At 70.3% G+C, this 26,167-nt stretch carries 22 protein-coding genes and 2 pseudogenes; 17 read left to right on the forward strand and 7 right to left on the reverse strand.

Features of this window, described 5'->3' with window-relative positions; translation table 11 throughout:
• Together ROTAS13_RS27700 and dnaE are read left to right on the forward strand one after the other, a co-directional pair.
• Positions 1–218 (forward strand): annotated as a pseudogene (locus ROTAS13_RS27700) (hypothetical protein); the annotation flags it as partial.
• 62 nt (positions 219–280) lie between these two features.
• Positions 281–3,715 carry a DNA polymerase III subunit alpha gene (dnaE, locus tag ROTAS13_RS03900; protein ID WP_075821599.1) on the forward strand — a complete coding sequence of 1,145 codons (3,435 nt, stop codon included), beginning with the start codon at positions 281–283 and terminating at the stop codon, positions 3,713–3,715.
• 51 nt (positions 3,716–3,766) lie between these two features.
• Here dnaE and ROTAS13_RS03905 read toward each other — a convergent pair whose 3' ends face one another.
• From ROTAS13_RS03905 to ROTAS13_RS03915, 3 genes are all read right to left on the reverse strand, one after another.
• Complete coding sequence (locus ROTAS13_RS03905) at positions 3,767–4,822, reverse strand: DUF2278 family protein (protein WP_075821600.1); 1,056 nt, start codon at positions 4,820–4,822, stop codon at positions 3,767–3,769.
• Between the two features lie 29 nt (positions 4,823–4,851).
• Entirely contained in the window at positions 4,852–6,540 is a 1,689-nt protein-coding gene (locus ROTAS13_RS03910; protein ID WP_075821601.1) for a phospholipase D-like domain-containing protein, read from the reverse strand.
• Between the two features lie 168 nt (positions 6,541–6,708).
• Positions 6,709–8,700, reverse strand: coding sequence for a PhoX family phosphatase (locus tag ROTAS13_RS03915; RefSeq protein WP_075821602.1), 1,992 nt, complete (start codon positions 8,698–8,700; stop codon positions 6,709–6,711).
• Positions 8,701–9,082: 382 nt separating this feature from the next.
• Between ROTAS13_RS03915 and rpsB the strand changes: the two genes are divergently transcribed.
• From rpsB to ROTAS13_RS03985, 14 genes are all read left to right on the forward strand, one after another.
• Positions 9,083–9,970 (forward strand): 30S ribosomal protein S2, encoded by an 888-nt coding sequence (gene rpsB / locus ROTAS13_RS03920; protein ID WP_019460054.1) that lies wholly within the window; start codon positions 9,083–9,085, stop codon positions 9,968–9,970.
• 88 nt (positions 9,971–10,058) lie between these two features.
• On the forward strand, positions 10,059–10,973 hold the full coding sequence (gene tsf, locus ROTAS13_RS03925) for a translation elongation factor Ts (RefSeq protein ID WP_019460055.1): 915 nt from the start codon (positions 10,059–10,061) through the stop codon (positions 10,971–10,973).
• Between the two features lie 167 nt (positions 10,974–11,140).
• Positions 11,141–11,860 carry a UMP kinase gene (gene pyrH / locus ROTAS13_RS03930; protein WP_019460056.1) on the forward strand — a complete coding sequence of 240 codons (720 nt, stop codon included), beginning with the start codon at positions 11,141–11,143 and terminating at the stop codon, positions 11,858–11,860.
• 13 nt (positions 11,861–11,873) lie between these two features.
• Positions 11,874–12,446, forward strand: a complete 573-nt coding sequence (gene frr / locus ROTAS13_RS03935) for a ribosome recycling factor (protein ID WP_019460057.1) — start codon at positions 11,874–11,876, stop codon at positions 12,444–12,446.
• 33 nt (positions 12,447–12,479) lie between these two features.
• Positions 12,480–13,223: a polyprenyl diphosphate synthase gene (gene uppS / locus ROTAS13_RS03940; RefSeq protein WP_019460058.1), complete on the forward strand. Its 744-nt coding sequence runs from the start codon at positions 12,480–12,482 to the stop codon at positions 13,221–13,223.
• Positions 13,223–14,074, forward strand: a complete 852-nt coding sequence (locus ROTAS13_RS03945) for a phosphatidate cytidylyltransferase (protein ID WP_019460059.1) — start codon at positions 13,223–13,225, stop codon at positions 14,072–14,074. Before uppS ends, ROTAS13_RS03945 begins: the two co-directional genes overlap by 1 nt.
• Positions 14,075–14,113: 39 nt before the next feature.
• Positions 14,114–15,283 (forward strand): 1-deoxy-D-xylulose-5-phosphate reductoisomerase, encoded by a 1,170-nt coding sequence (gene dxr / locus ROTAS13_RS03950; RefSeq protein WP_075821603.1) that lies wholly within the window; start codon positions 14,114–14,116, stop codon positions 15,281–15,283.
• Positions 15,284–15,337: 54 nt separating this feature from the next.
• Positions 15,338–16,450, forward strand: a complete 1,113-nt coding sequence (rseP, locus tag ROTAS13_RS03955; protein ID WP_369923825.1) for an RIP metalloprotease RseP — start codon at positions 15,338–15,340, stop codon at positions 16,448–16,450.
• A gap of 125 nt (positions 16,451–16,575) precedes the next feature.
• A complete protein-coding gene (gene bamA, locus ROTAS13_RS03960; RefSeq protein WP_075821605.1) occupies positions 16,576–18,933 on the forward strand; it encodes an outer membrane protein assembly factor BamA in 2,358 nt (785 codons plus the stop codon).
• 17 nt (positions 18,934–18,950) lie between these two features.
• Positions 18,951–19,721, forward strand: a complete 771-nt coding sequence (locus tag ROTAS13_RS03965; protein ID WP_019460063.1) for an OmpH family outer membrane protein — start codon at positions 18,951–18,953, stop codon at positions 19,719–19,721.
• 3 nt (positions 19,722–19,724) lie between these two features.
• Positions 19,725–20,762 carry a UDP-3-O-(3-hydroxymyristoyl)glucosamine N-acyltransferase gene (gene lpxD, locus ROTAS13_RS03970; protein WP_075821606.1) on the forward strand — a complete coding sequence of 346 codons (1,038 nt, stop codon included), beginning with the start codon at positions 19,725–19,727 and terminating at the stop codon, positions 20,760–20,762.
• A complete protein-coding gene (gene fabZ / locus ROTAS13_RS03975) occupies positions 20,759–21,238 on the forward strand; it encodes a 3-hydroxyacyl-ACP dehydratase FabZ (protein WP_019460065.1) in 480 nt (159 codons plus the stop codon). Before lpxD ends, fabZ begins: the two co-directional genes overlap by 4 nt.
• Complete coding sequence (gene lpxA, locus ROTAS13_RS03980; protein WP_075821607.1) at positions 21,235–22,068, forward strand: acyl-ACP--UDP-N-acetylglucosamine O-acyltransferase; 834 nt, start codon at positions 21,235–21,237, stop codon at positions 22,066–22,068. The genes fabZ and lpxA overlap by 4 nt, the downstream gene beginning before the upstream one ends.
• Positions 22,065–22,925 carry an LpxI family protein gene (locus tag ROTAS13_RS03985; RefSeq protein ID WP_075821608.1) on the forward strand — a complete coding sequence of 287 codons (861 nt, stop codon included), beginning with the start codon at positions 22,065–22,067 and terminating at the stop codon, positions 22,923–22,925. Before lpxA ends, ROTAS13_RS03985 begins: the two co-directional genes overlap by 4 nt.
• A gap of 171 nt (positions 22,926–23,096) precedes the next feature.
• Here ROTAS13_RS03985 and ROTAS13_RS03990 read toward each other — a convergent pair.
• The 4 genes and pseudogenes from ROTAS13_RS03990 to ROTAS13_RS04005 form a co-directional block, all read right to left on the reverse strand.
• A pseudogene (locus tag ROTAS13_RS03990) lies at positions 23,097–23,360 on the reverse strand (HU family DNA-binding protein); the annotation flags it as partial.
• A gap of 169 nt (positions 23,361–23,529) precedes the next feature.
• Positions 23,530–24,447 (reverse strand): NAD(P)/FAD-dependent oxidoreductase, encoded by a 918-nt coding sequence (locus ROTAS13_RS03995; protein WP_171979028.1) that lies wholly within the window; start codon positions 24,445–24,447, stop codon positions 23,530–23,532.
• A gap of 24 nt (positions 24,448–24,471) precedes the next feature.
• Entirely contained in the window at positions 24,472–24,810 is a 339-nt protein-coding gene (locus ROTAS13_RS04000) for a hypothetical protein (protein ID WP_216348583.1), read from the reverse strand.
• 108 nt (positions 24,811–24,918) lie between these two features.
• Positions 24,919–25,530 carry a metal-dependent hydrolase gene (locus ROTAS13_RS04005; protein ID WP_019460071.1) on the reverse strand — a complete coding sequence of 204 codons (612 nt, stop codon included), beginning with the start codon at positions 25,528–25,530 and terminating at the stop codon, positions 24,919–24,921.
• 179 nt (positions 25,531–25,709) lie between these two features.
• Here ROTAS13_RS04005 and ROTAS13_RS04010 point away from each other — a divergent pair.
• The coding region (locus tag ROTAS13_RS04010) for an inositol monophosphatase family protein (protein ID WP_305793713.1) at positions 25,710–26,167 on the forward strand (458 nt) is incomplete at its 3' end.

The following is a 26,167-nucleotide window of genomic DNA, read 5'->3' on the forward strand; positions in this document are numbered from 1 at the left end:
GGGAACCGGCCCCGGTGCCGGGTGGCCGCGACGCGAACGACCTGAACCGGGATGGCGGTCGTCCGGGGGTGGGTGGCGGCCGCGGCCAGGGCGGGCCGCTGCTGCGGGATCAGGGCCGCGAGCCGAGGCAGGGTTCAGGACAGGGCATGCCGGCGGAGGGGCCGTCCGGTGGGGGCGATGGCCAGGGCATGCCGGCCGGGCCGATGCGGGGGCGCTGAGGCGGCGGGGGTGTGCCGCCTCCCACCGGGTCCGAATCGCCGGCCTGTGCTACAAGGGGGACATGTCCGGCAGCTTCGTCCATCTCCACGTCCATTCCGCCTATTCCCTCGCGGAGGGCGCCATCAAGGCCGACAAGCTCCCCGGCCTCGCCCGCAAGCTGGGCATGCCGGCGGTGGCCCTGACAGATACCTCCAACATGTTCGGCGGGCTGGAATTCGCGCAGTACGCCACGAAGGAGAATGTGCAGCCGATCATGGGCTGCCAGCTCTGGCTCTCCCGCCGTGCGACGGAGGAACGGCCGGAGCCGATGCGCTGCCAGCCCGATCCGGTGGTGGCGCTGGCGATGGACCGCCAGGGGTTGGTCAACGTGCAGCGCCTTTCCTCGCTCGGCTGGCTGGGCGAGGACATCTCGGGCCTGCCCTGCATCGATCTCGACCAGCTCCGCGAATGCAGCGAGGGCGTGACGCTGCTGACCGGCGGCACGCGCGGGCCGCTCGGGCGGCTGCTGCTGGAAGGGCGGCGCGATCCGGCGGAGCACCTGCTGCGGACACTGCACGAGGCTTTCGGCGACCGGCTGGCGGTGGAGCTGACCCGGCATGGCACCGACCGCGACCGCGCGGCGGAGCCGGGGCTGATCGCGCTGGCCGATCTCGTGGGCGTGCCGCTGGTGGCAGCCAACGATGTGCATTTCGCCGAGGCGCGGATGTACGAGGCGCATGACGCGCTGCTCTGCATCGCGCATGGCCGCACCCTGGCCGAGCCGGACCGGCCGCGCTGCACGCCGGAGCACTGGTTCAAGCCGCCCGAGGTGATGCGCAAGCTCTTCGCCGACCTGCCGGAGGCCTGCGACAACACCCTGGCCATCGCCCGCCGCTGCGCCGTGATGGCGGAAACGCGCAAGCCGGAGCTGCCGATCTGCCCCAAGGTGCAGCCGGGCATGACCGAGGCCGAGACGGTGCGCGACATGGCCAAGCGCGGTCTGGAGGCGCGGCTGGACGCGCAGGGCACCACGGACCGCGAGCCCTATCGCGAGCGCCTGGCCTTCGAGCTCGACATCATCGAGAAGATGGGCTTCGCGGGCTACTTCCTGATCGTGGCCGACTTCATCCAGTGGGCCAAGGCGCAGGATATCCCGGTGGGGCCGGGGCGCGGCTCGGGCGCCGGCTCGGTGGCGGCCTGGGCGCTGACCATCACCGATCTCGACCCGATGCAGTTCGGGCTGCTGTTCGAGCGCTTCCTGAACCCGGAACGCGTCTCGATGCCGGATTTCGACATCGACTTCTGCCAGGACCGGCGCGACGAGGTGATCAACTACGTCCGCCGCGAATATGGCGAGGACCGGGTGGGGCAGATCATCACCTTCGGCCGCCTTCAGGCCAAGGCGGTGGTGCGCGATGTGGGCCGCGTCATGGGCATGCCCTATGGGCAGGTGAACAAGATCGCCGAGCTGATCCCCTTCAACCCCGCCAAGCCGGTCAGCCTGCGGCAGGCGATCGACGGGGAGCCCCGGCTGCAGGAGATGCAGAAGGCGGACGAGACCGTGGCACGGCTGATGGAGACGGCGCTGGAGCTGGAGGGGCTGTACCGCAACGCCTCCACCCATGCCGCCGGCGTGGTGATCGGGCGCAAGCCGCTGATCGACATCGTGCCCCTCTACCGCGACCCGCGGGCTCCGGACCTGGTGACGCAGTACTCCATGAAATACGTGGAGAGCGCCTCGCTGGTGAAGTTCGACTTCCTGGGCCTCAAGACGCTCACCGTGCTGCAACGCGCGGTGCAGATGCTGGCGAAGCAGGGCATCGAGGTCGATCTCGCGCGCATCCCGCTGGATGACGCGAAGACCTACGAGATGCTGGCGCGGGGCGATTCCGCCTCGGTGTTCCAGTTCGAATCCCAGGGCATGCGCGACGTGCTGCGGATGATGCGGCCCGACCGGTTCGAGGACCTGATCGCCGCCGTCTCGCTCTACCGGCCGGGGCCGATGGCCAATATCCCCGCCTATTGCCAGCGCAAGCATGGCGAGGCCTGGGACGCGCCGCATCCGAAGATGCGGGCGCTGGTCGAGGAGACCTACGGCATCCTGGTCTACCAGGAGCAGGTGATGCAGATTTCGCAGGAGCTGGCGGGCTATTCGCTCGGCGGCGCCGACCTGCTGCGCCGTGCCATGGGCAAGAAGAACCGCGCCGAGATGGAGGCGCAGCGCAAGATCTTCGTGGATGGCGCCACGAGGAACGGCGTGCCGGAAAACAAGGCCGGCGAGATCTTCGACCTGATGGAGAAGTTCGCGGAATACGGCTTCAACAAGTCGCATGCCGCCGCCTATGCCCTGGTCGCCTACCAGACCGCCTGGCTGAAGGCGAACCACCCCGAGGAGTTCCTGGCGGCCTCGATGTCGCTCGACCTGGGCAACACGGACAAGCTGGCCGGGCATATGGGCGAGGCCTCGCGCCTCGGCATCAAGGTGCTGCCGCCGGACGTGAATCTTTCCGAGGCGGAGTTCAACGTCGAGATCGCCGAGGACGGGAAGAAGTCCATTCGCTTCGCCCTGGCCGCGGTGAAGCGCGTCGGGCTGGGAGCCATGCGCGACCTCGTGGCCTCCCGCAAGCAGGGCGGCCCCTTCCGCTCGCTGGTGGATTTCGCCGCCCGCGTCGATCCCAAGCTGCTGAACAAGATGCAGCTGGAGAACCTCGCCCGCGCCGGGGCCTTCGAGGGACTCGACCGGAACCGCGCCCGGGTGATGCACGGGGCGGAGGCGATCCTGCGCCGCGCCCAGTCCTCGGCCGAGGAGCGGTCGAGCGACCAGATCGGCCTCTTCGGCGGGGTGGCGGCGGAAGAGGCGCCGCTGCGCCTGCCGGAGCGCCCCGACTGGCCGACGCTGGAGAAGCTGGCCGAGGAGGCGGAGGCGATCGGCTTCCACCTCTCGGCGCATCCGCTGGACAGCTACAAGGAAGTCCTGGCCAAGCTGCGCGTCACCCCCATCGCCCGGATGGAGGCGGCGGCGCGCGGCGGGGCGGGCATCCTCAAGCTGGCCGGGACCGTGGTCGGCACCAAGGAGCGCACCACCAAGACCGGCAGCCGCATGGCCTGGGTCCGGATCTCCGATTCCAGCGGCAGCACCGAGGTCACCTGCTTCTCCGAGGTGCTCTCCAAGTCGCGCGAGATCCTGAAGGAAGGCATGGCGGTCATCTTCGCCGCCGATGTGCGGATGGATGGCGATGCGCTGCGCCTGACCGCGAGTTCCTGCGAATCGCTCGACCAGGCGGCCTCGGCGGTCGCCACCGGCATCCGCATCCTGGTGGCGGAGGAGGAGGCGGTGCACAGCGTCGCCGAGATCCTGCGCGGCGAGGGCAGGGGCAAGAGCAAGGTGGTGCTCGTCCCCTGCCTGGGCGAGACGCAGGAGGTGGAGATCACCGTGCCGGGCACCTGGAACGTCTCGCCGCGCCTGACGCAGCGGCTGCGCGTCCTGCCCGGCGTGACGGATGTGCGGGCGGCCTGATCCGCAGCCGGCGTGACGGTCCCGCCCCCCTCCGGCGGTGGCCGGGCCCCGTCAGAAGGCGATGGTCCTGCCCGGCTGGGCGGCCTGGCCGCGCGTATAGGACACGCCGTGCACCTTCACCCCGCGGCTGTCGAGCAGGGTGATGATGCCGCCACGGTTGGACAGGGTCATGGGGGGCTGGACCCCGACCTGCCGCGTCGCCCCGGCCGCGATCGTGCCGGAAAGCGGCATTCTGGCCTTCATCCGGTCGGCCAGCGACCAGTTCTCCAGGCTGACATCCTCGTGCGAGGTGTTCAGCAGCGTGACCGTCTCGCGCTCCGGGCTGGCGGTGTCGTTCACCAGGGCCGCGACGATGCGGACCAGCCCGTCCGGCATGTCCACCGTAGGCAACCGGTCCGGCGCGACGATGCCGGGCTGGCGCGCCGCCGCATCGCCCGCCGGGCCGCTGCCCGCGAGGTCCAGCGCATCCGCCGTCCGGTCATCGGTATGCCAGGCCTGGGTGGCGAATTTCAGGAAGATCGCCACCCACTGGCCCTGCCGGGGGAACTGGAACAGCAGGCCGCCATCCTGCCAGGGGCCGTTGTCGCCGGCGAAGCGGCCGGGCGGGTTGCCCTGGTTCATGTGGATGTCGTGGATGCCGCGGCCGGGCAGGAAGCCGAAATAGTTGTCACGCTTCTTCGGCTCCGGGCCCCAGGGCTCGCCGAAGGCGTAGATCGCCGCCATCTCGTCGGCCATGGCGCGCTGGACATACATGCCGATCTTCTCGTTCAGGTCGTTGTCCGGCCCGGGCGCCTGGATCGGCAGCCCCACCATCTGCTGCGGCTGGAAGAGGTTGCCGCGGATGAAGTCGAGCGCGATACCGCCCGGCCGCGAGGGGACCGGGTGCATGCCCGGCTCGATCGCCGACAACTGCTCCAGCATCGGATGCTCGAAGCGCGTGTCGACGTAATAGAGCACCTGGCTGCCGTCCTGCGACTGGACGTTGACGGCGATGCGGTAGCGCTCCATGTCGTCGACGACCAGCACCTGATAGTGCGGGCTGGTGCCGGAGCCCTGACGGACATCCACCGGCCGGCCCTTCAGGACAGAATACTGCTTGAGCGGCATGTTCGGCTCCCTGGGGGTTGGGGGTCCCGCTACGCCACGCCGGCGAAGTAGAGCCGCCTCGCATGGCGGGCGTTGCGGTCGCCCGGCGTGAAGTAGTCCTCGGTCCAGTCGCCCTCCTCGACCAGGAAGCGCGACGCGAAGTCCTCGGGCGTCTTTCCCGGGTTGTTCCGCAGGAAGATCCCGACCGCCTGCCGGAAGGCGTAATGCGCGTGCAGCCGGAAGAACTCGCCGAGATAGATGTCGGCCACCCGCGTATCGCCGCGGATCACCAGCATGTTCTCGTCGTTGGCGCTGATGCCGGCCTCGCTGAAATTCGCCGAGCCGGTGACAACCACGGGGTCGTCGGAGAGCGGGTCCGCGAGCATGAACTTGGTGTGGATCCACTGGACATGCGTGTCGGGAACGATGCGGTCGATCTCGCCCAGCCACTGGTCGAAGCCGCTCAGCGGGATCCGGTTGCCGATGGCGATCACGACATTGGGTCGGGCCTGGAGCGCGCGGATCGCGGCGATCTGCGCCTCCTTGTTGCGGCCGTTCCACTCCTTCTCCATGAGGCCGAGGCGCAGCACGGCGTCGTCGCGGCCATAGACGTTGCGGAAGCGCTCGTTCATCCCGAAGGCGAAGGTCATGCACAGGGCACGCCGCGCCTGCCCGGCGATCTCCGCATACCAGTCGAGGGCCTCCAGGCCGGAGCGCGGCGAGAAGACCGGCACCATCCCGCCCTTCGGGACCTCCGCCGGGGCGGGGCTGTGTCCGGTGTTCCAGGCGCGGTAGGCGGGCCGGGCCCGGTCGGTCGGCGGATCGCGGCGAAGCTGGCCGAAATAGTCGAGATAGGCCTGCGCCACCCCGGCATCCTCGACGATGTGCACGCAGTTGGCGTGGCCGAAGATCCCGTTCTCGGTCAGGTTGGTGGAACCGAAGAGCAGGGCCTGGGGCTTGTCCCGGTGCAGCAGCACCAGGAACTTGTTGTGCATCAGCTTGCCCTGGGTGCGGGGGGTGCAGATGCCGCGGATCCGCGCGGCGCGGATCGCCGCCTCGTTCTCCGCATGGGCGCTGCCGCCCGCGATGTCGTCGAAGACGATCTCGACATCCGCCCGGCGGCGTCGTGCCGCGCCCAGCGCCTCCAGCACCGCCGGCCACTGGAATTCATAGAAGGCGCCCCTGAGCGCCCAGCTCTCGTCCTTCGCACGGGCGACGAAGCCCAGGATGCCTTCCTCCAGCCCGCGCGACAGCCATTCATAGGCGGCCGGCCCGACCGCCGAAGGCTTCCTGTTCTGGAAGCGCCGCGCATACTCCTGGGTCGCAACGGCGCCGCGGTTGAACAGCACGCTGTGCGCCGCCCCCTCCACCGGCTCCGTCCGGATGTCCAGGCGGACCGGATCGCCCTGCCGCAGCGCGCCGGGCACGCCATACATGGGCACGGCCTCGTAGGTGTAGTCGCGGCCGGGCCTGGCCGAGTAATCCGCCCACTGGAAGGTCTGGAACGGGTGCAGCAGGCTGGAGAACTGCTCGCCGGCGCCGATCGAGGGCCTGACCGAGCGGAAGGTCTTGCTGCCCTTCATCCAGACGCTCTCGTCCTCCGCCCTGTCGGTGCGGCGCACTGCAAAGCCGCGCAGGCCGCGCCGCCCCCGTGCGTCGATGTCGAAGCCCAGCAGGACGACATGGCATCCGGCCACGGCCTGGACCGTCATGCCGGAATGGAGGTGGCGAACCCGCATGGTTTCCCCCTGGGCCGGGCTCGCCGGCGGCGTGGCCCCTTGCATTCCGGTGGCAGAATGGAATGCCCGGGCCCGGAGCCGTCTGTGTCCCAGGGCACCGGGCGGCGGAGGAGAAGGAGGGGGGAAAGCCCCGGCTTTCCCCCCGCTGGGCGATACGTCAGCCCATCTTCAGCTTCCGATCACCCCGCCATCCTTCCGGACGATGCTCACCACCGAAGGGCGGGGCGGCATGTCGTCGCGGAAATCCGGCCAGCGGGTGGTCGGCGCGGCATAGGTCGTGGTCGGGTCGTCATTGGCCGGGTGCTGCACCGCCACGAAGAAGCCGCGGCTGTCCGGCGTGAACACCGGGCCGCACATCTCCGCGCCCGTGGGGGTGCGGAAGAACATGCGGGTGACGGCGCGGCCGCGGCCGGTGGTGTCGCAGGCCCAGATGCCGTCGCCGATGCCGTTCGCCGACTGCTGCTCGCCCTGGTCGGTGGCGATCCAGAGCCGGCCCTGGCCGTCGAAGGCGATGTTGTCGGGGCAGGCGAACCAGCCGGAAGGGGAGACGCCGGCACCGTAGGAGGCGTGGTGCTCCTCGATCTCCGGGTTCCCGGCCATGATGAACATCTCCCAGGCGAAGCGGGCGGCGCCGTGGTCCGGCTTCCCGTTGCGGTCCGGGGGCGTCATCTCCAGGATCTGGCCATAGAGGTTCTTCGCCCGCGGATTGGCCTTGTCGAGCTGGTCCGCCTTGCGCTGGTTGTTGTTGGTCAGCACCACATAGACCCGCCCCGTCACCGGGTTCGGCTCCACGTCCTCCGGCCGGTCCATCGGCGTCGCCCGCAGCAGGTCGGCGGCGCGGCGGACATCGATCATGACATCGGCGGCGGAGCGGAAGCCGTTCTCCGGGGTGAGGGGGCCCTCGCCGAAGACCAGCGGCAGCCATTCCACCTGGCCGTCATCGCCAAAGCGGGCGACGGAGAGGGTGCCGTGGTCCAGCAGGTCGCGGTTCGCCTCGCGGTTCTGCGGGTCGTAGCGGTCGCGGCTGACGAAGCGGTAGAGGTACTCGAAGCGCTGGTCGTCGCCCGTATAGACGGCGACATGGCCCTCCGGCGTGAGGGCGGTGGTGGCGGCCTCGTGCTTGAAGCGGCCCAGGGCGGTGCGCTTCACCGGGGTGGAGTCCGGGTCGTAGGGGTCGATCTCGACCACCCAGCCGAAGCGGTTCGGCTCGTTCGGCTCCTTGGCCAGGTCGAAGCGGTCGTGGAAGCGCGCCCAGCCCTGGTTGGACTTGCCGTTCAGCCCCATGCGCTTCCAGGCGGCGGCCTCCGGCCCCTTCGTGGCGTCGCCGGAGAAGTAGGTGTCGAAGTTCTCCTCGCAGGTCAGGATCGTGCCCCAGGGCGTGACCCCGCCGGCGCAGTTGCCGATCATGCCGAGGACGCTGCGGCCCTCCGGGTCGGCGCCGGTGCGCAGCCGCGTGTCGCCGGCGGCGGGGCCGGAGATCCGCATCGAGGTGGTGGCGGTGATGCGGCGGTTCTGCGGGCCCAGCACGACCTGCCAGGCGCCGTCCTGCCGCCGGACCTCGACCACGCTGCCGCCGATCGACTGCATGGTGACGTCCACCTGCTCGCGCGTCAGGGCATCGCCCATGGTCTTCGCGTCCAGGCTGGGAAACATCATCTGCGCCTCGGGATACTCGTGGTTCACCCAGAGCAGCCCGTGGTCCGAGGAGGCCGAGCCGCGCGGCAGCGGCAGAAAGGCCTGGAAGTCGTTGTTGTAGCCGAACTGCTGCGCCTGGGCGGCGGCGGTCTGGCGGTGCGGGTCGAATTCCGGCGCCCCCGGCAGGACCTTGTCGCCCCAGCGGATCAGCACCCGGGCCTCGTAGCCCTCCGCAACGGCGAGGTCCGGGCGCGGCCCATGCTGGATCTCGGGAAAGGTCAGGCTGGACAGGCGCTGGTCCTGGCCCGCGGGGACGCTGCCCGCGGCCAGCGCCGGGCGCGAGCCGGGCAGGGCGGAGCCGAGGCTGGCCACGGTGGCCGCGCCCAGCACGCCGCGGAAGAAGGAACGGCGCACGAGGCGGCGCCCCAGCACGGTCTGGAAATCGGGTTCGGGGGAAACGTTCACACCGATCTCGTCGAGATCGGCATCCGCCGCGGCGAGCGGCTGCTCCACGGTGATGGACATGGGTCCTATTGATCCCTTGAGGTCGTCGGCGGCTGCGGCATAGCGGTCGCAGGGATCGCGGAACAACCGCGCTTCCATGTTAACGCGCTGATTTAACGGTACTGTCTTATTTGCGTCCGGCACCGCCGGGCGGGGTGGCGGAAGCGGGGCGGAACGGCATGGCGGGCACCGGCGCGGACGCCGCCTCTTGCGCGGGCGGCACGGCTGTGCCATGTGCCCCACGCCGCCGGCGGGATCGTTCCGCCGGCGGCAAATCCGCACGCGGCGCGCCCTTCCGAGACAAGCGGCAAGGGTCCGGTCCTCCCCGACGCCATCAGGGCAAGGGGGGCTCAGCGCCGCGGAGGTTCAACCGGACTCCATCGGAAGGAAAGGAACGCCAATCATGGCGATGCCGGAAGTTTCCCTGCGCGGCCTGCTCGAAGCGGGCGTCCACTTCGGCCACCACACGCGGCGCTGGAATCCGCGCATGGCGCCCTACATCTTCGGCGTGCGCAACCAGGTGCATATCCTGGACCTGCAGCAGACCGTGCCGATGATGGAGCGCGCCCTGAAGGCCGTGCGCGACGTGGTCGCCGCCGGCGGCCGCGTGCTCTTCGTGGGCACCAAGAAGTCCGCCGCCGAGTACGTGGCCGAGGCCGCGACCCGCTGCGGCCAGTACTACGTGAACCACCGCTGGCTGGGCGGCATGCTCACCAACTGGAAGACCATCACCGGCTCTATCAAGCGCCTGAAGCAGATGGAGACGCAGCTCGCCGGCGACACCCAGGGCCTCACCAAGAAGGAGGTCCTGATGCTGACGCGCGAGAAGGAGAAGCTGGACCGCGCCCTGGGTGGCATCAAGGAAATGGGCGGCCTGCCCGACATCATCTTCGTGATCGACACCATCAAGGAGAAGCTGGCGATCGAGGAGGCCAACAAGCTCGGCATCCCGGTCGTGGCCGTCTGCGACAGCAATGCCGATCCGCAGGGCGTGACCTACCCGATCCCGGGCAACGATGACGCCATCCGCGCCATCAACCTGTACTGCGACATGGTCGCCGGCGCCGTGTTCGACGGCATCAGCGCCGAGCTGCAGGCCTCCGGCGTGGACCTGGGCGCGGTCGAGGAACTGCCGGAAGAGGGCCTGCCCGAGGGCACGCTGCCGGAGGAGCTGGCCGGTGACGTGGCGCTGGAGGGCGAGGTCCAGTCCAGCCCGACCAGCGGCGTCTCCACGGCCGACATGGAGACCATGGTCCAGGCCAACGAGGACGACGGCAACCGCGCCGGCTGAGGCCGCGGCCGCCGCAATCCACTGGAAAACGGGCCGCGCGCGGGGTTCTATGCCCCGCGCGCGTGCCTTGCCAATTGAGGAGAACACCATGGCCGAGATCACGGCTGCCCTCGTCCGCGACCTTCGCGAGAAGACCGGCGCGGGTATGATGGACTGCAAGAAGGCGCTGGTTGAGGCGAATGGCGACATGGAAGCCGCCATCGACTGGCTGCGCAAGAAGGGCCTCTCCGCCGCCGCCAAGAAGTCCGGTCGCGTCGCCGCCGAGGGCCTGGTGGCCGTGGCCTCCGCGCCGCTGAAGGCCGCCATGGTCGAGGTGAACGCCGAGACCGACTTCCTGGCCCGCAACGAGCAGTTCCAGAACTTCGTCGCCCAGGTGGCCGAGGTCGCCCTGGAAGTCGGCGAGGATGTGGAGGCCATCAAGGCCGCCCGCTATCCCGGCGGCGAAGGCACGGTGGCCGACGAGCTGACCCGCCTGATCGCCACGATCGGCGAGAACATGTCGATCCGCCGCGCCAGGACCTTCTCCGTGTCGCAGGGCGCGGTCGCGACCTACATGCACAACGCGGTGAAGCCGGGCCTGGGCAAGATCGGCGTGCTGGTGGCCGTCGAGGGCGCCTCCGAGGTCGCCGCCCTGGAGACCCTGGGCCGTCAGGTCGGCATGCACATCGCCGCCACCCGTCCGGACGCGCTGGACGTCGACGCGGTCGATCCGGCGGCGCTGGAGCGCGAGAAGGCGGTGCTGTCCGAGCAGGCCCGCGCCTCCGGCAAGCCCGAGAACATCATCGAGAAGATGGTCGAAGGCCGCATCCGCAAGTACTACGAGGAAGTGGTGCTGCTGGAGCAGGTCTGGGTGCATGACGGCGAGAGCCGCGTGCGCAAGGTCGTCGAGAAGGCCGGCGCCAGGCTGACGGGCTTCGCCCGCTTCCAGCTCGGCGAGGGCATCGAGAAGCAGGCCGGCGACTTCGCCGCCGAGGTCGCGGCCGCGGCCGGCGTGGGCGGCTGAACGCTCCTGCCGCCTTCCACCGGCCACGGCCACGGCCGGGGCCGGTGTGTTCCGGAGGATACGCCCAAGGGCGTGCGTCCTCCGGCCCCGGGGCCGCTGGCCGGGCGACCCTTGCCCGGCCCGGGTGCCGTTGAGTAACTTCCCCGACCTTCAAGGATAGCCCGCCGATGTCCTCCCCGACCTACAAGCGCGTCCTGCTCAAAGTGTCCGGGGAGGCCCTGATGGGGTCGCGGGACTATGGGCTGGACACGGCGACGCTGAAGGCCATCGCGCAGGACGTGCGGGACGTGGTGGCGCTGGGGGTCGAGGTCTGCCTCGTGATCGGCGGCGGCAACATCTTCCGCGGCATCTCCGGCGCCGCCTCTGGCATGGACCGGGTGCAGGCGGATGGCATGGGCATGCTGGCCACCGTCATGAACGCCCTGGCCATGCAGAGCGCGCTGGAGCGGCAGGGCGTCACGACCCGGGTGCAGAGCGCCATCCCGCTGCAAAGCCTGTGCGAGCCCTTCATCCGCCGCCGCGCGATCCGCCACATGGAGAAGGGCCGGGTGGTGATCTTCGCCGCCGGCACCGGCAATCCCTACTTCACCACCGACACCGCCGCCGCGCTGCGCGCCGCGGAGATGAGCTGCGACGCGCTGCTGAAGGGCACGCAGGTGGATGGCATCTACTCCGCCGACCCGCGCAAGAACCCGCAGGCCGAGCGCTACGAGACCCTGACCTACCTGGACGTCCTGGCCCGCGACCTCGCGGTGATGGACGCCGCCGCGATCAGCCTGGCGCGCGAGAACAAGCTGCCGATCGTCGTCTTCAACATCCACGAGCCGGGTGCCTTCACCGCCGTCATGAAGGGCGAGGGGCGATTCACCACGGTCGTCGAGAACTGAGGAATACCGTTTCATGGCCGCCGCCCCGGATTTCGCCCATCTCAAGCAGGATCTCGTCCGCCGCATGGACGGGGCCCTCGACACGCTGAAGAAGGAATTCTCCGGCCTGCGCACCGGCCGTGCCAGCCCGGCGCTGCTGGAGCCGATCCGGGTCGAGGCCTACGGCGCCAACCAGCCGCTGAGCCAGGTCGCCAACGTCTCGGTGGCCGGGCCCGGCCTGCTCTCGGTGCAGGTCTGGGACAAGTCGGTGGTCAAGGCCGTCGAGGTCGCCATCCGGGATTCCAGCCTGGGCCTGAACCCGCAGGCGGAGGGGCAGGTGATCCGCGTGCCTCTGCCGCCGCTGACCCAGGAGCGCCGCAACGAGCTGGCCAAGCAGGCCTCCCGCTATGCCGAGGCCGCCAAGGTGGCGGTGCGCGGCGTGCGCCGCGACGGCATGGAGACGGTGAAGGCCTGGGAGACCAAGTCCGAGATCTCCAAGGACGACGCCAAGCGCCATTCCGACGAGATCCAGAAACTGACCGATCAGGCGGTCAAGCGGGTGGACGAGGCGCTCGCGGAGAAGGAAAAGGATATCAAGGCGGTCTGATCGGGCGGCCTTGCACAGGATGAAGACCAGCGGATGAGTGCGGCGCCCGAACGTCGGCCCGAACCGGCGTCGGCCGCGATGCCGACCCATATCGGCATCATCATGGACGGCAACGGCCGTTGGGCCGCGGCACGGGGCCTGCCCCGCGCCATGGGCCACCGCGCCGGGGCCGAGGCCACCAAGCGCGCCATCGAGGCCACGGCCCAGGCCGGCATACCCTGGCTCACGCTCTTCGCCTTCTCCTCGGAGAACTGGCGGCGCCCGGCGCAGGAGGTGCTGGAGCTGACCGGCCTGCTGCGGCACTACCTGCGCCACGAGGTCGCGCAGCTCGTCCGCGACGGGGTGCGGCTGCGGGTGATCGGCGACCGGGCGCGCTTCGGCGCGGAAACCGGGGAGGCCATCCTGCGGGCGGAGCGCGACACCGCCGGCGGCACCCGGCTGAACCTGAACGTGGCGCTGTCCTATGGCAGCCGGGCGGAGATCCTGGCCGCCGCCCGCGCCGTGGCCCAGGCCGTGGCCGAGGGGCGGCTGGACCCGCAGGCGCTGGACGAGGAGCAGTTCTCCCGCCACCTCTCCACCGCCGGGATGCCGGACCCGGACCTGATCATCCGTACTTCCGGCGAGCACCGGCTGTCGAACTTCCTGCTCTGGCAGTCCGCCTATGCGGAGCTGTTCTTCACGGACGTGCTCTGGCCGGATTTCAACGCGGGTCATCTCCGGGCCGCCCTGGAGGAATTCGGGCGGCGGGAGCGCCGCTACGGCGCCATCGCGGGCTGATGGCGGAAGCGAAGTCCGAGGAGAAGCGATGGCGCGACCTGCGCAAGCGCTTCCTTTCCGCCCTGGTCCTGGGCCCCACGGCGCTGCTCTGCGTCTGGCTGGGGGCCGAACTCTACACCCTGCTGATCGCCATCTGCATCGCCATCCTGACCTGGGAATGGGTGCATCTCTGCGGCATGCGGACCCGGGTCTTCCCCGGCCTGGGCGTGCCGCTCGCCATCTTCCTCGCCGGCATCGTCGCGGTGATCGGGCATTCGGCCCTGTCCTGGGCGGTGCTGGTCGCGGGGTTCTTCCTGGCCTGGACAGGGGCGGAACGATCGCGCGGACGGCGGGGCGTGCCGCAGCAGCCGGCGCTGAGCCTGGCCCTCGGCGTGCTCTATATCGGTATCGCCGGCCTCTGCCTGATTGAGCTGCGCCACGACAACGAGGCCGGGCGGGACAACATCCTCTTCCTCCTTTCCGCGGTCTGGGCCAGCGATATCGGCGCCTACATGGCCGGGCGGGTCTTCGGGGGGCCGAGGCTCTGGCCGCAGGTCTCGCCGAACAAGACCTGGTCCGGGTCCATCGGGGGCCTCGTCTTCGCCATGCTGGTGGGCGCGCTGCTGACCCTGGTGCTGGCCCCGGGCTCCATGGCGCGGGCGGCGGCTGTGGCCGCGATCCTCGCCGTCGCCACCCAGGCCGGCGACCTGCTGGAAAGCGCGATCAAGCGGCATTTCAAGGTGAAGGACACCTCCAGCCTGATCCCCGGCCATGGCGGGCTGCTGGACCGGCTGGACGGCCTGCTGGCGGCGGCGCCGGTGGCGGCGCTGCTGGCGCTGGGGGTGGGCTACGGGGTGCCGCTGTGGCGCTGACGCCGGGCGGAAAAAGAAGAAGTGGGTGACGCAGGGGCGATGACGCGACGGATCACGGTTCTGGGCTCCACGGGCTCGGTGGGAAAGAGCACGGTGGCGCTGCTGGAGGCGGCCGCGCCGGGCGAGTTCGCGGTCGAGGCCCTGGTGGCCGGGCGCGACGCCCGGGCCCTGGCGGAGCAGGCGCTGCGCCTGCGCCCCGCCATCGCCGTCCTGGCCGACGAGAGCTGCCTGCCGGTGCTGCGCGAGGCCTTGGCGGGCAGCGGCATCGCCTGCGCCGCCGGGGAGGCTGCGGTGCTGGAGGCCGCGGCCCGCCCGGCGGACTGGACCATGGCGGCGGTGGTTGGCGCGGCGGGGCTGCGCCCGACGCTGGCGGCGCTGCGGCGCGGCGGCACCCTGGCGCTGGCCAACAAGGAGAGCCTGGTCTGCGCCGGGGCGATCGTGATGCGGGTGGCACGGGAGGCCGGGGCGCTGCTGCTGCCGGTGGATTCCGAGCACAACGCGATCTTCCAGGCACTCGACGCGCACCAGCCCTCGGCACCGGAGAAGATCATCCTGACTGCCTCGGGCGGCCCCTTCCGCCAAGCCAGCCTAGCCGAGATGGCGGTGGCGACGCCGGAGGCGGCCATCCGGCACCCGGTCTGGAGCATGGGCGCCAAGATCAGCATCGACAGCGCCACCTTGTTCAACAAGGGGCTGGAGGTGATCGAGGCGTCGCATCTCTTCCCCGTGCCGCATGAGCGGATCGAGGTGCTGGTGCATCCGCAATCCACCGTGCACGGGCTGGTGCAGTATGCCGACGGCTCGTTGATCGCCCAGCTGGGCACGCCGGACATGCGGACCCCGATCGCCCATGCGCTGTCCTGGCCAGGGCGGCGCCATGTGGATGTCGGGCGGCTGGATCTGGCGGCGCTGGGACGTCTCGAATTCTTTCCGCCCGATCCGGAACGTTTCCCGGCGCTGCGGCTGGTGCGGGAAGCCTTGTCCGCGGGCGGCGGCGCTCCCACCATCCTGAATGCCGCCAACGAGGTCGCGGTGGCACGTTTCCTCGGCCGGCGGCTGGGCTTCCTGGACATCGCCCGCGTGGTGGAGGCGGTGATGGAGCGGCTCGGCGCGCCGGCGATCCCCGATCTGGAGGCCGTGCTGGCGCTGGACGGGGAGGCGCGGCGGATGGCCGGGGAAGAGGCGGAGCGGATGGGGATGGCTGCCTAGGCGGGGCCAGCCCATATGAGGATTTCGGGGGCGAGACCCTGAGAGGACACTGAGTTGGACGCATTGCTGGGCTCTGGCCGGACGATCCTGGCCTTCGTGGTGGTGCTGGGCGTGCTGGTCTTCATCCATGAGGCCGGGCACTACTGGGCCGCGCGCTGGCGCGGGGTCTATGTCGAGCGCTTCTCCATCGGCTTCGGCCAGGCCCTGGCCCGCTGGACCGACCGGCGCGGCACGGAATGGCGCATCGGCTGGCTGCCCCTGGGCGGCTATGTGAAGCTGCACGGGCAGGAGCAGCCGGGCGACGTGGACCCGGCGGTGCGGGCGGCGTGGCGCCCGGGCGAGACCTTCCACGACAAGCCGGTGCTCGACCGGGCCATCGTGGTGGCGGCCGGGCCCATCGCCAATTTCCTGCTGGCGGCGGTGCTCTTCGCCGGGCTCTTCATGAGCGTCGGCCAGCCGGTGATGAACGCCAATGTCGGCACGGTGGTGGCCGGCAGCGCCGCCGAGCGGGCGGGGCTCCAGGCGGGGGACACGATCCTCTCGGTGGATGGCCAGCCGGTCAGCCGCTTCACGGACCTGCAGAGCCGGATCGAGCCGCATCCGGGCCAGCCCATCACCCTGTCGGTGCGGCGCGGGACGGAGGAGCTGACCGTCTCCGCCACCCCAGAATCGCGGCAGCGCGACGGGGCGGCGCCGGTCGGCGTGCTGGGCATCGCGGCCGGGGCGCCGAGCTTCGAGCGGATGAACCCGGTGCAGGCGCTCTGGGGGGGCGTGGCCAATACCTTCGAGGTTTCGCGGCAGACGCTGGTCGGGGTCTGGCAGATGATCACCCGCCAGCGCGGCACGGACGATCTGGGCGGCCCGCTGCGGATCGCGCAGATCTCCGGGCAGGCGGCGGCCCTGGGCCTGCCCAGCCTGATCACCTTCATCGCCGTGCTCTCGGTGAACCTGGGCCTGATCAACCTCTTCCCCATCCCGGTCCTGGATGGCGGGCACCTGGTCTTCTACGCGGCAGAGGCGATTCGCGGCCGGCCGCTGCCCCCGCGGGCCATGGAATACGGGCTGCGGGCCGGGCTGGCGGTGCTGGCGGCCCTGTTCATCTTCTCGACCTGGAACGACCTGAGCCATCTGGGCGTTGTCCGATGGATCACAGGGCTGGCTGGATAACCATACGCTTCGCCTTGGTTGTTGAGACGGGGTTGGCGTTCCCGGGGGGTTGCCGCTAGTTTGCGCCCGCCCCCGTCCGGCCCTCTAGGGGACCGGGCGGGAAATGCCGGCTCGGAACCTGGAACTTGAACGCCACACGCGCCCTGCTTCTCGCTGCTACCTGCCTCGTCCCCGTGCTCGTGACCCCCGCCAGCGCCCAGCCGCAGCGCGGCCGCGCCGGCACCCCGGCCGCCGCTCCCCGACAGGGCGTGGGGCAGGGCACCGTCAGTGGCATCGATGTCGTCGGAAACCAGCGTATCGAGGCGGATACCATCCGCTCCTACATGCTGCTCCAGCCGGGCGACCGCTTCGATTCGGAACAGCTGGACCGATCGCTCCGAACCCTCTTCGCGACCGGCCTGTTCCGGGACGTGCAGGTCGGACGCCAGGGGGACCGCGTCGTGGTGCGGGTGCAGGAGAACCCGATCGTCAACCGGGTGGCCTTCGAGGGCAATCGCAAGATCTCCGACGACCAGCTGCAGCCGCTGGTCTCCATCCGCCCGCGGGCGGTCTTCACGCCCCAGGCGGCCCAGTCCGACCGGGAGAAGATCCTGGAGCTCTATGCCCGCCGCGGCCGCTTCGCCGCCACGGTGGAGCCGAAGGTCATCGAGCTGCCGCAGAACCGCGTCGATGTCGTCTTCGAGATCAAGGAGAACGAGACCGCGCTGATCGGCCGGATCAACTTCGTCGGCAACGAGGCCTTCTCGGACAGCCGGCTGAAGGAGATCGTGGCCAGCCGCGAGGCCGCCTGGTACCGCCCCTTCAGCTCTTCGGACTCCTACGATCCGGACCGGCTGAACTTCGACCGCGAGCTGCTGCGCCGCTACTACCTCCGCCACGGCTATGCCGACGTGCAGGTGACGGCCGCGACGGCCGAGCTGGCACCGGACCGTTCCGGCTTCTTCGTCACCTATACGATCAACGAGGGCAAGCGCTACCGCGTCTCCAAGATCGAGGTGACCTCGCAGCTGCGCAACATCAAGCCGGAGCAGCTCCGCCCCGAGATCAATCTCTCCCGCGGCGACTGGTATGACGGAGAGGCGGTGGAGAACGCCGTCCAGGCGATCCAGGACCGCGCCAACGAGCTGGGCGCGCCCTTCGCCGAGGCCCAGCCGCGCATCCAGCGCGACCGCGAAAAGGGCACGGTCGAGATCACCTTCGACGTGCGCGAGGGCGAGCGGCTCTATGTCGACCGCATCGACATCACCGGCAACACCCGGACGCAGGACCGGGTCATCCGCCGCGAGTTCCGCGTCGCCGAGGGCGACCCCTTCAACGCCGCGCAGATCCGCCGCTCCCGCCAGCGCGTCCGCGACCTCGGCTACTTCAACGACGTGAACATCACCACCTCGCCCGGCTCGGCGCCGGACCGGGTGATCGTCAATGCCGGGGTCTCGGAAAAGGCCACCGGCGAGATCAGCCTCGGCGGCGGCTACTCGACGGATGCGGGCGCGCTCGCCGATATCGGCCTGCGCGAGCGCAACCTGCTCGGCACCGGCATCGATGCGCGCATCAACGGCACCATCGCGCAGCGCCGCTCCTCGATCGACGCCTCGGTCACCGACCCGTCCTTCCTGGACCGCAACCTCGCCGTCGGCGCCGACGTCTTCTACGTGACCCGCGACCTGCGCGACTATTCGGGCTACGAGGAGCGCCGCTACGGCTTCGCGCTGCGCGCCGGCTACGAGTTCAACGAGTTCCTGCGCCAGTCTTGGACCTACACCCTGTCGCAGCGAAACATCTTCGACATCAGCAACGACGTCACCAGCAAGTACATCCTGGAGCAGAAGGGCAAGACGCTGCTGTCGCAGCTGGGCCAGACCCTGACCTGGGACAAGCGCGACTCCCGTCTCGACCCGTCGCGCGGCTACGTGCTGCGCTTCGGCACGGATTTCGCCGGCATCGGCGGCGACGCGAAATACGTCCGCTGGCGCGGCGACGGTGCCGTTTACGTGCCCTTCGAGAAGCTGCTGGGCGATCCGAAATACGTCCTCGCGATCAGCGGCAGCGTCGGCTACCTGCAGACCTGGGGCGGCGGCAAGGACCTGATCGTTGACCGCTTCTTCCTGGGCGGCGAGAACCTGCGCGGCTTCGAGGTGGCGGGTGTCGGCCCGCGCGACCGCTCCATCGTGAGCGGCGTGCAGAACGACGAATCCCTGGGCGGCCGCTTCCTCTGGACCCAGTCCACCGAGTTCCGCTTCCCGCTGCCGATCCCGGACGAGCTGGGCATCACCGGCCGGACCTTCGTGGATGTCGGCGCCCTGAGCCAGTCCGACAAGGGCGATGGGGTGTTGAGCGACAGCTCCCCGCGCGTGGGCGCGGGCGCCGGCATCTCCTGGGCCAGTCCCTTCGGTCTGATCAACCTCGACTTCGCCGCGCCCGTGGTGAAGAAGTCCTACGACCAGACGCAGGTGTTCCGCTTCGGCTTCGGCACCCGTTTCTGAGAATCTCCGGAGTATCGATGATGAAGGCGCGCACCGCTCTCGCCGCCCTGGCCGTCCTGATTCCCGCCACCCAATGGGCCATGCCGGCCCAGGCGCAGGACTGGTTCGTGCCGCAGGGTCAGCAGCAGACCCGCCCCGCCCAGCCGGCACAGCAGCAGCGCCCGGCGCAGCAGCCCGCGCAGCGTCCGGCGGCGCAGCCGGCCGCCGGACGCCCGGCGCTCGCCCCCGGCCAGGCTCCGCCCGATGCGATCATCGGCGTGGTGGATGTGCCGGAGGTGCAGCGCAACTCCACCGCCTTCAACGGGGTGCGCGAGGAGATCGAGCGCCGCCGGCAGAAGCTGAACGAGGACCTGCAGAAGGAGCAGGCGGGCTGGCGCGACGCACAGCAGCAGTTGCAGCAGGAACGCGCCGCCCTGACGCCGGACCAGCAGCGCAACCCGCCGGAGGCGCTGCGCAACCGCGAGCGTGAGTTGCAGGAGAAGATCACCGAGAGCCAGCGCGTCTTCCGTGACCGTTCCCGCGCCATCGAGCAGGCGGCGCAGACGGCGCTGAACGAGATCGAGCGCGCCCTGGCCGGGGTGGTGCGGCAGGTTGCGGCGAACCATAAGGTCAACCTGGTCCTGCCGCGGCCGCTGGTGATCTATAACGATCCGCCCTTCGACCTGACGGACGAGATCAGCCAGCAGCTGAACAAGGCGCTGCGCAGCGTGACCCTGGCCAAGGAAGAGGCGGCGCCCGCGGCGCAGGCCGAGCCGCAGGCGGCCAAGCCGGCACAGCAACGCCGCTAAGCCATGGCGGACCCGCGCTTCCATATCCATGCCGGGACGCGGACGCTGGAGGAGGTTGCGCGCGCCGGCGGCGCCGAGATCCTGCGCGGCGACCCCGCTTTCTCCCTGACGGACGTGGCGCCGCTGGACCAGGCCGGGCCGGGCGAGATCGCCTTCGCCGAGGGGCGGCGCAACCGCGACGCCCTGCGGGCGACGCGGGCGGGGGCGGTGATCGTCGCCGCCGCGATGCAGGCGGATGTCCCGGAGCAGGCTGCCGTGCTGCTGGCACGCTCGCCACAACTGGCCTTCGCCAGGATCGCCGGGCTGTTCCATCCGCCGCCGGTGCCGCGCCCGGGCATCCACCCGACCGCCGTGGTGGGGGAGGGCGCGGAGATCGGCGAAAGGTCCGAGATCGGTCCCTATGCCGTGATCGGCGAGGGCGCGAAGCTGGGGCCCGGCTGCATCGTCGGGCCACATGCCGTGATCGGCCCGAACTGCGTCTTCGGTGCGGGCTGCCGCATCCATGCCCAGGCCAGCGCCTATTTCTGCCTGGCCGGGAACGGGGTGGTGCTGCACCAGGGCGCGCGGGTGGGAAACGAGGGCTTCGGCTTCGTCCCCGATCCATCCGGGAACTTCGTCACCGTTCCGCAATTGGGGCGCGTGGTGCTGGAAGATCACGTCGAGATCGGTGCGAATTCCTGTGTCGATCGCGGGGCGGCGGGCGATACGGTCCTCGGCGCGGGAACCCGGACCGACAACCTCGTGATGATCGGCCATAATGTCCGCACCGGGCGCGGCTGCATCATCGTGGGACAGGCGGGAATCTCCGGCTCCACGGTCCTGGGCGACTATGTGACCGTGGCCGCGCAGGCAGGCTTGACGGGACATCTCTCAATCGGAACAAAGGCGCGTATCGGCGCGCAGGCGGGCGTCATGAATGATGTGCCGGCAGGCATGGACGTTCTGGGCAGCCCGGCCATGCCGGCGCGGGACGCCATGCGCGGCTTCGCGGCGGTGCGCCGCCTGGCCGCCAAGAAGGTTTCAACGGACAGGACAGAATGAGCGGGCAGGAAGAGCCGCGGGCCGAGGGCGAGACCTTCGAGACTTTCGATATCGCGCAGATCATGGAGGCGATCCCGCATCGCTATCCCCTGCTCCTCGTGGACCGCATGGTGGAGGTGGTGCTGGGCGAGCGCGCCATCGGCATCAAGAACGTCACGGTCAACGAGAACTTCTTCCAGGGCCATTTCCCACGCCATCCGGTGATGCCGGGCGTGCTGATCATCGAAAGCATGGCGCAGACGGCGGCCGTGCTGGTGGTGCGGACGCTGGGGCCCTCCGCGAATGGCAAGCTGGTCTATTTCATGAGCGTCGAGGGCGCGAAGTTCCGCCGTCCCGTGGTCCCGGGCGACCAGCTCCGCATCCATGTGGTGAAGGAGCGGCAGCGCGGGAATGTGTGGAAGTTCAATGCGGAAGCCAAGGTCGATGGCACGGTCGTGGCCGAGGCCACCTATGCCGCGATGATTCTGGACAAGTGAGCGTGGCAGAGATCCATCCCAGCGCTATCGTCGCCGAGGGGGCCCGGCTGGGCGCCGGCGTCAAGATCGGCCCCTGGTGCAGCGTCAGCGCCCAGGCGGTGCTGGAGGAGGGCGTCGAGCTCGTCTCCCACGCCGTCGTGGACGGCGACACGCGGATCGGGCCGGGCACGAAGCTCATGCCCTTCGCCTCGGTCGGCCTGCCGCCGCAGGACCTGAAGTACAAGGGCGAGCCCACGCGCGTGGAGATCGGTGCCCGCTGCACTTTTCGCGAGCATTCGACGATCCATCGCGGCAGCGTCGGCGGCCATGGCCTCACCCGCATCGGCGACAACTGCCTGATCATGGCCTGCGCCCATGTCGGCCATGACTGCCAGCTGTCGGACAACGTGATCCTGGCCAACAACGTCATGCTCGGCGGCCATGTGGAGATCGGCGACACGGTCTTCGTCGGTGGCGGCGCGGCGGTGCACCAGTTCGTTCGCATCGGCCGGCAGGCGGTGATCGGCGGCATGAGCGGCGTCGAGGCGGACGTCATTCCCTATGGCGCCTGCCTGGGCGACCGGGCGCGGCTGACCGGCCTGAACCTGATCGGGCTGAAGCGCCGCGGCTTCTCGCGACCTCGCATCCATGCCTTGCGGGCGGCGGTGCGGAGCCTTTTCGCGGGCGACGGCGTCTTCTCCGAACGCCTGGCGCGGACCCGGGCGAGCTGGGGCGAGGACCCGGCGGTGGCCGAGATCCTGGCCTTCATGGACACGCACAGCCGCCGCGGCCTGATGCGCGCCCGCGTGCATGGGCTGCGCGAGGACGAGGCGTCGGGCGAGGCCGCGTGACCTCGCCGGCCGCGGCCTCCCATGCCCCCCCTCTGGGCATCTTCGCCGGGGAAGGGGAGTTGCCGCTCCGCGTCGCCGCTACCGCCCGGGCGGCGGGGCGGGAAGTGCGTCCCGTGCTGCTGGAGGGTTTCGCCGATCCCGCCGCCTGGGTCGGCTATCCGTCCCTGCGGCTGCGTTTCGGTGCCCTGGGCTCTTCGATCCCCTGGCTGCGGGGTGAGGGGGTACGCGAGCTGGTGCTTTGCGGCCATGTGCGCCGCCCCTCGCTGCTGTCGCTGCGACCGGATGCGGCGACGGCGCGCTACCTCGCCCGGATCGGCGCGCGCGCCTTTTCCGGCGATGACGGGCTGCTGAGCGCGCTGCGGAAGGTCCTGACGGAGGAGGGCTTCTCGCTGGTCGGGCCGGATTCGGTGCTGGACGGGTTGCAGGTGCCGCCGGGCCTGCTCGGCCATGTCGCTCCGGATGCGGGGCACCGGGAGGATGTCCGCCGCGGCGTTGCGGTGGTGCAGGCGTTGGGCCGGCTCGATGTGGGGCAGGGGGCCGTGGTGCAGCAGGGCCTCGTGCTGGGCGTCGAGGGGATCGAGGGCACGGATGCGCTGATCGCCCGCTGCGGCGCGCTGCGGCGGGAGGGCCGGGGCGGTGTGCTGGTGAAGCTGGTAAAGCCGCAGCAGGACCGCAGCCTGGACATGCCTTCGCTCGGGCCGGCCACGGTGCGGATGGCGATACAGGCCGGGCTGGCGGGAATCGCCTTCGAGGCGCGGGGAGCGCTGGTGATCCAGCGGGAGGAGATGGTCCGCCTCGCGGACGGGAACGGGATCTTCCTCCTGGCCATCAGGCCCGAGGATTACGCCGGCGGCTGAGCCCGGTGGCCCGTCTTTGCGCGGCGTCCGGGATATCCCGGGCCGTGCCGCGGAAAGCGGCCGCCGGCTGGCGTATCGGGACGATGGCCGGCCGGCGGCTCCGGATCAGCTCGCGCTGCTGCCCGCGCTGCGGGCGGCCTTGCGCTTGGCCTTCTTCAGCCCGGCCAGCGCCGATTCCTTCAGGGCCGGCGAAGGCTTGAATCGCACGGTGGCGCCGGCCTTCACGGCGACCTTCTCGCCGGTGCGCGGGTTCAGCGCGGTCCGCTTGGGCGTCTCGCGGACGCTGAAGGAACCGAACTCCGGCAGCGAGAAGCGGCCGGTCTCGATGATCTCCTTCTTGATCGCCTCGATGAGATCGGTCGCCAGCCGGTTGGCGGCAACGCCGGTCATCTCGCTGGACTCCACGATCACGCCAGTGAGGAACTTCTTGCTCATGCAACCCCTCCAGTAGTGCGGCTTCCATAACGCAGCCGTTTCACGCTGTCTCGGTCAGATGCGAGTAAACATCAAGGGAATCGCATCTTCCACCGCTTCCCCGCGCCCCCGCGGCGAGGGGATGATGGGCGGGATGCCTTTTGTGCACTGCGAAAGCGGCGATCGGAGGTCAGTCGCGCAACCCATCGCGAATCAGCTCCGTGTTGACGGCGACGGCCGCCGTGGCGCCCTGCGCGGCGGCGACGACCGCAAGCTGATAGCCCCCGGCGATATCGCCCGCGAGATAGAGGCCGGGCACTGTGCTCGCCTCGTGCCGTCCGGTGCGGGCTGTGTCGTGTTCCGTCATCTCGCAACCCAGCGCCTCGGCGAGATCGCAGCGTTGGCGCCACGGCGTGGCAAGGAAAAGCCCTTCGCGCGGCAGCCGGTCGCCCTGCGCGAAGAGGATGGCCGAAAGGTTTCCTGCCTCAGATTCGAGCCGTGCGATGCGGTCCGTCCTGATCGCGATGCCCTGGCCTTCCAGGCGCTTCCCCCAGCCGTCCGGGTATTCCGGCGGCCCATCGGTGCAGAGCACGAGATCCGGCGTCCAGTGCCGGATCTCCAGGGCGAAGCGCACCGCGTCCTCGCTGTTGCCATGGACGGCCAGCGGGCGTCCGCGGTGCTCCCAGCCGTCGCAGATGGGGCAGCGCCAGGCGCTTCGCCCCCAGACGGCGTCCAGGCCCTCCAGCGGCGGCAACTGGTCCACCACCCCGGTGGCGAGGATCAGCTTCGGCGCGACGACCACCCGGCCATCGGAGAGCTCCAGGCGGAAGGCACCGTCGTCCTGCCGCACGGCTTTCGTTGCCGTCACCTGTTGCACGGAAACGCTGGGATAGCGGGCGATCTCCTGCTGCGCGATTCGCAGCATCTCGGACGGTGGCGTGCCGTCGCGCCCGAGATAGCCGCGCATGGCCTTGGCGGCGGCATTGCGGTGCTGCCCCGAATCGCAGACCAGCGTACGGCGGTCGCAGCGCCCCAGGATCAGGGCGGCGCTCAGGCCCGCAGGCCCGGCGCCGACCACCACGACCTCCCATCCGGCTTCCGTCTCCACGCGCCTTGGATCTGCCATGGTGCCCTAGCGCGGCTGGATCTGCGGATTGCCGCCGGGCGAGCCGGGCGGCGGGATGACCGGCGTGGTATTGGGCCGGGGATCGGGAACGGTGGTGTGGATTCCCGGGTCCACCCGGCCGGTCGCGGGCGGCTGGATCACCCCGCTGCGCGGCATGGGGTTGGAGCGCTCCGGCGCGGCATTCCGACCCGGCGCGGAAGGTTCCGGCATGGGGGCGTAGGGGCTGCCGGGCGTCGTGGGCGAGGGAGCCTGCGCCAGGGCAGGTCCGGACAGGAGGGCGAGAAGCCCGGCGAGCCGGGGCAGGCTGCGCCATGCGGGTATCGGCTTGCTTGGCGGTTGCGGCATCGTGTGGCCTCCCTCGGACATGGGGCTTGGAGCGGCTGTCCGCCCTCTGGAACGCCCGGCACGACGGGGAGGTTTGCCCGCCACGCGAATCGCCGCGCGGCGCCCGCTTCAGGAACGGTTGGCGAAGCGCCCCGCCATGGCCCGCTCCACGGGATGGGCGCGCTGCTCCCGCTCCGGCGTGCAGGGACGGAAGCCCTCGTAGCCCTGCCAGACCCGGCAGAGTCCGGCGGCCCGCCAGCCGGAAGCGAGGTCCGGCTTGCCGAAGGTTCCGCAGCCCGCGCAACTCAGGATCAGCGCCACCACCAGCGGCTCGAAGGCGGAGCCGGTCCGGCAGAGGGGCAGGGACCAGGTGCCCTTCATCGGCCAGGCGAGGCGCAGCCCGCCGGGCGTGAGCAGGTCCGCCACCAGATGCGAGAGATAGCCCACCAGCAGAGGCGCCATCACCCAGCGCGGCAGGTCGGTCTGCAGCAGCAGCACGAAGCAGGCCGCGACGGCCAGGGCGGAATGGGTGATGCCGCGATGGCCGAAGATCCAGCCGATGACATTGGAGACCGGCCGCGTGCGCTTGCCGACCCAGGATTTCGGATGGTCGATATCCGGCAACAAGGCGCCGAGCACGGCAAGCCCCAGGGAGGCGGCATCCACGGCGGGAAGGCCGAATTTCGGTGCCGCCACCAGCCAGGCCGCGGCGCCGAGCGCGATATGCGACCCCGCCATCATGCCGGTGGCTGCGTCCTTGTTGAACCTGCTTGAGATTAGGTCTCAAAGAATCGGCCTACAAGGCTGAATCCCGACGTTTTTCTCGGAAACCATGCGATTCCTGTGCGAAACGCGCCCGATTCCGGTCCTGCGCGTGTTCCGCACTGTCCTTGCCCGTCCCGCTGGCGCAAACTGGGCGCATGGACAACCTGACAGCTCTCGCCCTGGCCGAGTCGGCCGCAAGGGTGAGCCGGGATCTGCTGCGCGCCGGCGGCGGCGTGGCGGAATCCGCCATCGGCCGGGACATCAAACTTCAGCAGGACAAGGCCTCCGAGGCCCTGATCATCGCCGCGCTGCGCGAGGCCGCGCCCTTTCCGGTGCTCAGCGAGGAGGCCGGCTGGATCGGCGGCCAGCCGGCGCCGGGCGAGGCCTGGTGGGCGGTGGACCCGCTGGACGGGTCGTGGAACTTCTTCCGGGGCGTGCCGCTCTGCTGCGTCTCCGTGGCGCTGTGCCGCGACGACAAGGCGGTGCTGGGCGCGATCTACGACTTCAACCGGGACGAGCTCTTCTCCGGCGGACCGGGGCTGGGCTTCCGCCAGGACGGCATGCCGGTCGAGCCGCCGGCCCGGCCACGGGCGCGCCTGTCCACCCGCCTGCC

The organism is Roseomonas sp. TAS13 (assembly GCF_001950415.1).
Taxonomy (GTDB): Bacteria; Pseudomonadota; Alphaproteobacteria; order Acetobacterales; family Acetobacteraceae; genus Roseomonas; species Roseomonas mucosa.